This window comes from Anaerococcus sp. HMSC068A02, assembly GCF_001811125.1.
GTDB lineage: Bacteria > Bacillota > Clostridia > Tissierellales > Peptoniphilaceae > Anaerococcus > Anaerococcus vaginalis_C.
Genome location: NZ_KV803725.1, coordinates 1 through 8230, shown reverse-complemented (window position 1 = coordinate 8230; position 8230 = coordinate 1). Strand labels below are relative to the sequence as shown.

The following is an 8230-nucleotide window of genomic DNA, read 5'->3' as shown; positions in this document are numbered from 1 at the left end:
CAGAATATATTCACCTATTCTGCAACATCACCATCTATTTGCTACATTTCAAATTCCTTTAAATATTATTTCTTCATTAATTAGTTGCACATATACCTACTATATCAATAAATTTTGAGTTATCATTGACTATATTAGTTGCTATTATCAGAATAGTCGTCGATAACTATATTTTCGTGCAAATATGCAAATAAGTAAAATGATAGTTATGTTATATCATAATAATTGAAAATAATAGAATGCATTTTTCAATGTAATAAGATTAAGCGTTCTCTTAAAGTTAGAGAACGCTTAATTATTTTTAATTTATTGAAATAATTTGTAACTATTGAAAACAGACAAAAATTGTTCATTGGATAATTTATCAAGATCAGTAACATTCGCATGCTTCAGCACCTGTCTTAATTGATTTTTAGTAAAAAGAACATGATATTCCCTGTTTACCCATTTATAAACGAAAAATCTATACTTTTTGTAGTCCTTCTTTAAAATAAATGGTTTATGCCTTTCAAGTACAATCAATACAGAATCTACATTAGGCTTAGGGTGAAAATATGCTCGTGGCACTTTTTTAAGAATTTTTATATCCATTTCCACCATTAACAGCAAACCTAAAGCTCGTTGGGTATTTTGCAACCTTTTAGCAAATCCCCTCTCTACAATAAGGTAGCTATATTTCGCTTGACTATCAAAAGCAATCTTTTTTACAATATCAGTACTAATATTGTAGGGAATATTACCAAATATTTTATAGTCTGTATTTTTAGGAAAGCTAAACTTCAAAATATCCTCATGAATAACTTTTATATTCTGAAAAGGTTCAACTGCTTTTTTCGTGGCATGACATAAACCTTCATCAATCTCTATAGCATTCACCCGTTGACTCATTTCCACAAGTTCCTTGGTAAAATGTCCTTTTCCTGACCCAATTTCTATTATTTTATCTTGTTTATTGATATTCGTATATTTTAATATTTCCTTTACATGCTTTTTAGATGTAATGAAATTTTGCGTATTTTTCGGGTTTTTCTGTTTCATTATAACCTTCTCCTTGCCGGTTATAATGAACTAATCTTAAGAGCTCATTATAACCAATTATTTTTGGTTTAGTTGATAATGAAATCTCTCAATAACAAATATAGAAAACATACCCATACCTTTACCTCCTTTAATTTTTTTCATTATAAATGAGATAAAGTAATATCTACTACTGCAATACATGTACACATATTTAACTCCTCCTTATGCAACTGATTATATCACTTTTAATTTCTCTATTCAATAAAGTTCTGTGCTAATCTACCTCACCCTATGGATTTTTAATCCCGAAACATCAAATGTCATCTGTCAAATGCCCTATTTAAAAGGGTCAAAAAACGGTATTTTTTAGCCTGTTTTTGACCCGATTTTCGTACTCAAACCACTACATGTTGTGGTTGACTCCTATTATTCCTTGTCCAAACCACAATACGTCATCAGAATTGCTGCTTCAACGTGTGTCGAGTTGCCTTGATAGCTATCAAAACTGCATTCTCAACCCCTAAGGTTATGGGGAACATATCCACGCTCGTAGATGGAAACATATCAAAGATTGGCTCTCGTTTGTAGGAACATATCGACTGTAATTATTTCATTTTCAAGCCTTTATCGATAGCTTCCTGAATAATCTTATGACAACAAACTCCCAACGGATTGTTTTCTTTACAATTAGAATTTTTCATTGCCCCAGTGATGGCATTTACTTCTTTTACGGATTTCGCGCCATGCTTTACAACTGCTTCAATTACCTGATTTTCTGTGACTTCGCTACAATAACAAGCATACTTAGGATCTGCATCTTTCTTAAACCAGATAGGAACTCTAACTTGGTCTTTCAAGAATTTTATTTCATTATCTAAGTTATAGTAAACAACGTCGCAGTCCTCGTTCATGCAAATCTTATATTGATCTCCGTTAACAGCATTACGATAATCATCTACCACTAGATGTTCAACAGTTACTTTACTAACGGAAATCCCTTCATTATTACATACAGGACAATTGTCTTTAATTTGATCCGGCTTTTCTGTTTTGCATCCACAACAACATTCATTATTAATCTTCATATTCTTAGCCTCCATATTTTCATTATAATTTCTTTTTTAAACTAGGTAAAACCAATTTCATATACTTGTCATTTATTAATAGCGTCAAACATTTTAGCTGGTGTTAATTTACTTAGCTCCCTGTTGTCAGCCAACGCACGTGTAGCTTTTTTGTGTATAAACACATCAGCGTCATGTTACCCATTGCTCGGCATTCTTCTAATGAACCCAAATACATGGAATGGCAACCCTTTTTTAGACAATTTATAACCGAACATTATCAAGCTTGAAAGTTTCTTTAGATTATAAAATATATTCTCAGACAATCAAGGGTAAAGGCTTCGCCCAAATTTCGTTGAAATTTGCCCTTGACAGTCTGTTCATATATTTTATTTAATTTATGAAACTTCCAGAGCTTTTTATTCTGCTTTTCTATATTCTACTGGTGTTTTATATCCTAAAGATCCATGAATTCTTAGGTTATTATACCAATATACGTATTCTGCTAATTTTAGATTAAGTTCTTGGAAATTAGTAAAGTTCTCCTGATATATGAATTCTGTCTTCATTACTTTATTGACTGCTTCGCTTACTGCGTTATCATATGGGCTTCCTTTTTTACTTAGCGATCTTTTTATCCCAAATACCTTTAATATTTCTTCTATTTTTATATTTTTAAATTCTCTTCCTCTGTCTGTGTGAAATATTTTTATACGATTTAGTAGCTGCCTTATTGAGTAAAATGCTTATGCTACTAGATTTGCATCTTTGTTTTTACCTGATGAGTATCCTATTATTTCACGGCTGTTTAAGTCTATTATTAAACATATATAATTCCATGTTTTTCCTACTCTTACATATGTTAGGTCGCTTACTATTGCTTCTAAATAGTCTCTATTGTCAAATTATCTATTTAAAAGGTTAGGGATGTCTTATTCGTTGCATTTGGATCTTATTACTTTATATTGTGCTACTGTATAGTTTGAGACTAGGCCATTTTTCTTCATTATTCGGCCTATTTTTCTTCTCGATATTTTATATCCAATTTTCCCTAGTTCTTTTTTTATTTTGCGTGTTCCATAGTTGTTTCTACTTCTTCTGAATATTTCTTTTATTTCTTCTATTAGTTTTTCATCTTCATCTAATTTCACATCTTTTTCTTTGTTCAAATGATAATAGACTAAACTTCTTGTGACCCCAAGTAGTCTACACATTGCACTAATGCTATATTTATCTCGGTTCGAGATAATGAGGTCTATTTTTTGCCTAACAGTAGTGCAGCTTGCTTTAAAATATCATTCTCCATTTCAACCTGTTTCAATTTTTTACGAAGTCTGATTATCTCTTTTTGTTTCGCATCCACATTATCAAAATGGTTACTCTAAGCAGCACACCAACTATTTATTTTTTGAGTTTTAAACTTTGGTAGATGTCTTGAACTCTTTATATTTACATAACTATTTGCCTCTATCACTATAATAACACGAAACCCTGCACAATGATCTAAAATTTTCAATTCTAACAAGTCTTTTTCAGTATTTTTAACTTCATAAAAACCTCTTTGGCATTAATGCCTAATTCTTCTTTAGTTGTTAAAATTTTTTATTTTACCATCATCGTTCCCCTGATTTTCAATTAATCTTCTTAGGTTATATAAGAAGTACATATCTTTTTAATCTTAAAGTTTTTAAGTCTTAATTTTAAAATTTTCAATCTTAGATATTATTTAAATCATTCCAAAATGCTCTAAAGCATCTTCGATTGCTTTTTCTTTTTCTTCTGGGCAATTTGGCACTCTTTGATTTTCTTTCTTACTAAAATTATAATTTTCTCTCTCTATTAGACCATGTTTCCTTTTTATTTGTGCAATATATAGGCTTGAAACTTTTAGTCCGTATTTATCTAGCACATACTTTTTAATTTCTTCATAAGTTGCGTCTTTTGAAAAGTCAATTTCAGATAATTCATCTTCCCCTATTTCTATATCTAAATGATGTTCTGTATTTAGTTTGGACAACAGAGCTACCGTCTCCACATGCCTTGACCTAGGGAATTGGTCGAAGGCTTGGTATTTTTTTATTTTGTAGCCGTTTTTTATGAATATTTCTAGGTCTCTTACTTGGGTTTTTGGGTTGCAGGATATGTAGACAAATTCTTCTGGAGCTATGTCTATTATTTTTTTGATTGCTTTTGGGTGAATGCCTTCTCTTGGTGGGTCTATTACTACTATGTCGTATTTTCCTTTTACTAGGTCTATTTTTTCTAAAACATCTCCTGCTATAAAATCTATATTTTCTATCTCATTTTCTTTTGCATTGTCGAAGGCTTTTTCTACTGCTTCTTCTATTATTTCTATTCCCATAGCCTTGTTTGCGGATTTTGCAAATAATTGGGTTATGGTTCCTGTTCCTGAATATAAATCTAGGACATTTTTATTTTTATCTACATTTGCTAATTCTATTGCTTTTTGATAGATTTTTTCTGCTGTATATACATTTGGTTGGAAAAATGAAAATGGGGAAATTTGAAATTTCAAATCGTTCATTTTTTCTTCTATATATTTTTTCCCAAATAAAAGTTCGATTGAATCTACTTTTACTGCATCTGACAAACTATCGTTAATCACATGATAAATTGAAACAATTCTCCCCTTGGTTTTTGCATTTAAGAGATTGTGAGCAAATAAATCTCTTCTCATTGGATCAAAAGATTTGTCTGAGCTTGTCACAAGGACTACCATTATTTCTCCAGTGTGAAGGGCTTTTCTTACTATTAAATTACGCAAAAGTCCTGTATGAGCTTTTTTGTGATAAAAACTTGTATTTTTTTCTCTAAAATATGTTTGTGCGTGTTTTCTTATTGTTTCAAAATCGCTATCAACAATATTGCACCCATCTGTATCCACAATTTCATAAAATCTATTTTGTCTGTGAAGTCCCAAAACAAGTGGCCCGTCCTTGTAAGAATCCCCAAAAGTGTATTCCATTTTATTTCTGTATTCTTTTATTTTTGGACTTCTAATGATTGAAAGATCTGCAATATCAATATGAGAATTTTTCAAAAGTTTTTTTATCATATCATACTTTAATAAAAGCTCTGTTTCATATCCCATTTTTTGGTAAGAACAACCACCACAAATTCCTGCATGAGGGCAAAATTCTTTGGCATTTTCTATTTTGGATTCTTCCAAAACTTCCATAAATTTTCCTTTTTTATTCTTGCCCCTGTTTTTAGTTATTTTTACCCTGACCTTTTGTCCCAAAACTCCGCCCTTAAATTGGACAGTTTTTTCTTCGTCAATTTTTCCTATCGAAATATTTGGATAAGACATATCTATTATTTCTACATCTTTTATTGGTTTTTCTCTCATTTATTCTCCTCTATTCCAAAATCTTTCAACCAAGATTTTTAATTCTTTTTTATTTTTTACTTCTCTTATATTTGACCAATGTCTAGGATAAAGCCTTCTGTACTTATCCCACAAAAACCTATCATCAACCAAATAAATTATTCCCCTATCCTTTTCTCCTCTGATTAGCCTTCCAGCTGCTTGGAAAATTTTATTTAAGCCCGGATAGGTGTAGGAATAATCAAAACCATTATGAGAAATTTCGTCAAAATGATTTTTTATTAAATTTCTCTCATCGCTTACTCCCGGCATTCCAACTGAAATCACCATAGAACCAATTAGCCTATCGCCTTTCAAATCAACTCCTTCAGAAAATATTCCACCCAAAACCAAAAATGCAGTTTTTTCACTTTCGTAAGTGAAATTTTGCAAAAATTTGTGTCTTTCTATCGGGGACATTGACCTTTCTTGAACTAAAATTTCGTCATTATAATTTTCCTTGTAATATTCATAAACATCCGTTAGATATGAAAATGAAGGGAAAAATATAAAATAATTTCCTTTTTTTGCACTGACAAATTCGTGGATAAGGTCAGCTATATCCATCAAATTATTGTTTCTATCTTTATACCTAGTAGAAATTGGACTTGCAAAAATGGCAAAGTTATTTTTGTCAAAAGGTAAATCCAAATGAACTTTCAAACTATCATCTGCTCCAAGCATTTTTCTATAAAAATCCATTGGAGAAAGAGTTGCAGAAAAAAATATGCTTGCCCTTGCAAATTTATACTTTTCTTTTAAAACTTTTGAAGGATCAATGCACTTAATTTCATAAATTTTTTCCATAGAATTTTCATCATAGGTCAAGGTTTGATAAAAACCCTCACTAAAATTATCAGAAATTTTTAGATGATGGTTTATTTCAAAAAACATATCTTCTATTTTATCATAATCTTCTCTTTTTTTATCCTTTATCAAAACTTTTTCCAATTTTTTTGATAAGGCCATGAGTTTTTTGTCAAAATCATCATTATTATCAGTCGAATAATAAAACAATTTTTTCCCATAATTTTTATACATTTTTTCAAATTCATCCAAAATAGAATCAATTGATTTTATTATTTTTAAATCTTTTTTTATGTCCATAGACTTTCTTAATTCCTTAAAATCAGAATCAACAAAATCATGAGAGAACATCTTTCTTGACCTTTCCAAAAGATTGTGCGCCTCGTCAATTAAAAACAAATACTCATCAACATTTTCATCAAAAAATCTTCTCAAATAAACATTTGGATCAAAAACATAATTATAATCACAAATTATAAGGTCAGAATAAAGAGCTATATCAAGCTCAAATTCAAGTGGACAAAGTCGGTGTTTTTCTGAATAGGAAGTTATAATATCATAGTCCATTATGTCTTCATTTTCCAAAATATCTTTTAAACCATCATTCACCCTATCAAAATGCCCTCTTGCAAAAGGACAAGATTCAGGATTGCAAGAAATTTCATCATTTAAGCAAATTTTCTCCTTGCTTGTAATTGAAACAGCCTTGATAGATAAATTTTTTTCTTTTAATAAATACAAAGATTTTAAGGCTTCTTTTGCTGTAGTATTTTTGGAAGTTAGGTAGAAAATTTTATCACTCAAGCCTTCTCCCAAAGATTTTACAGCAGGAAAAATTGTAGAAATAGTCTTTCCAGTTCCAGTCGGAGCATCTACAAATAAATTTTTCTTATCAAGAATCGCCCTATAAACAGCAACAGCCATCTTCCTTTGCCCTTTTCTATAACCATCATAGGGAAAAGTCAAATTATTTGCACTGATATTTCTTTTTTCAAGGTTTTTGGATAAAATTTTTGAGAAATTAATATATTCTTTTAATAAATTTATGTAAAATTCATAAAGCTCATCAAGACTTTTCTCTTTTTCAAAAGTTTTTGTCTTGTAATCATCTAATGATACATAAGTAAGCCTTATAGTAATATTTTTCAAATCATTTTTTACACCATAAAAATACCCATAGCAAAAAGCTTGAGCCCAGTGTAGTTTATTTGAATCATCCAATTTGTAGAGATTTCTTGTGGTAGATTTTATTTCATCAATAATAATTTTGCCTTTCTTTTTCAAAAGACCATCAGCCCTACCCTCAACGTGAAATTCCATATCGTCAATTTTTGTAATATTTTTAAGATAGAATTCAGCTTGGTAATTTTTATCATAAGATTTTTGAATTTTTTGATGGGCTTTGATTCCTTCGACCATCCTATTATTGTCCCTAAAGGAATTATCAATATCCCCACTTCTCATAACAAATTCTATAAGTTTTCTAACAGAAGTTTTTATATACATTAAATCACCTTAGTTTATTATATCATTTTTCATTAAATATTTTGAATTTTGAAACTATCAGTAAAATAAAATTTATTAGGATTCACAAAAAAATATCCCTCTCAGGATATTTTCTTGAGAGAGATACTTTGCTTTTTATTTATAATAATTTATTTTCTTTTTGATTTGAAAAGTGCTACTGCTGATGCTGCAAGTGTTGCTACAACGCCTGTAAGTCCTGCTACACCTGTTTGAACGTTATTGTTAGCTTTGTTATTTACAACTTTTGCTGGTTGTGTTTTTTTCTTATCTTCTGGTTTTTTCTTGTCTTCAGGTTTTTTACCTTCTTCTGGTTTCTTACCTTCTTCTGGCTTTTCAGGTTTTTCTGGATTTTCAGGTTTTTCTGGTTTTTCCTCTTTTCCTGCATATCTAACATTAATTGTATATCCACCATCTTCAAGATCTG

Annotated in this window: 5 protein-coding genes and 2 pseudogenes; all 7 read right to left on the bottom strand. The window is 30.1% G+C overall.

From position 1 onward, the window contains the following. Nucleotides 1-306: 306 nt before the first annotated feature. Nucleotides 307-1038 (bottom strand): 23S rRNA (adenine(2058)-N(6))-methyltransferase Erm(A), encoded by a 732-nt coding sequence (erm(A), locus tag HMPREF2782_RS02845; protein ID WP_000810833.1) that lies wholly within the window; start codon nucleotides 1036-1038, stop codon nucleotides 307-309. Between the two features lie 57 nt (nucleotides 1039-1095). Further along, the gene (locus HMPREF2782_RS09745; protein ID WP_180754023.1) at nucleotides 1096-1155 is read right to left on the bottom strand and encodes an erythromycin resistance leader peptide; all 60 of its coding nucleotides are present in this window, start codon (nucleotides 1153-1155) and stop codon (nucleotides 1096-1098) included. Nucleotides 1156-1625: 470 nt separating this feature from the next. Next, nucleotides 1626-2105 (bottom strand): Csac_0668 family 2Fe-2S cluster-binding (seleno)protein, encoded by a 480-nt coding sequence (locus HMPREF2782_RS02840; protein ID WP_000700631.1) that lies wholly within the window; start codon nucleotides 2103-2105, stop codon nucleotides 1626-1628. Between the two features lie 398 nt (nucleotides 2106-2503). Then, nucleotides 2504-3453 (bottom strand): annotated as a pseudogene (locus HMPREF2782_RS09640) (IS3 family transposase); the annotation flags it as partial. A gap of 357 nt (nucleotides 3454-3810) precedes the next feature. Further along, nucleotides 3811-5454: a 23S rRNA (uracil(1939)-C(5))-methyltransferase RlmD gene (rlmD, locus tag HMPREF2782_RS02830; protein ID WP_070640721.1), complete on the bottom strand. Its 1644-nt coding sequence runs from the start codon at nucleotides 5452-5454 to the stop codon at nucleotides 3811-3813. Further along, nucleotides 5455-7785, bottom strand: a complete 2331-nt coding sequence (locus HMPREF2782_RS02825; RefSeq protein ID WP_070640719.1) for an ATP-dependent DNA helicase — start codon at nucleotides 7783-7785, stop codon at nucleotides 5455-5457. 149 nt (nucleotides 7786-7934) lie between these two features. Further along, a pseudogene (locus tag HMPREF2782_RS09465) lies at nucleotides 7935-8230 on the bottom strand (hypothetical protein); the annotation flags it as partial.

Excerpts from the sequence above, each read along its gene's own strand:
- HMPREF2782_RS02840 (WP_000700631.1), bottom strand. The coding sequence starts at position 2,105 with ATGAAGATTAATAATGAATGTTGTTGTGGATGCAAAACAGAAAAGCCG.
- rlmD (WP_070640721.1), bottom strand. The coding sequence starts at position 5,454 with ATGAGAGAAAAACCAATAAAAGATGTAGAAATAATAGATATGTCTTAT.
- HMPREF2782_RS02825 (WP_070640719.1), bottom strand. The coding sequence starts at position 7,785 with ATGTATATAAAAACTTCTGTTAGAAAACTTATAGAATTTGTTATGAGA.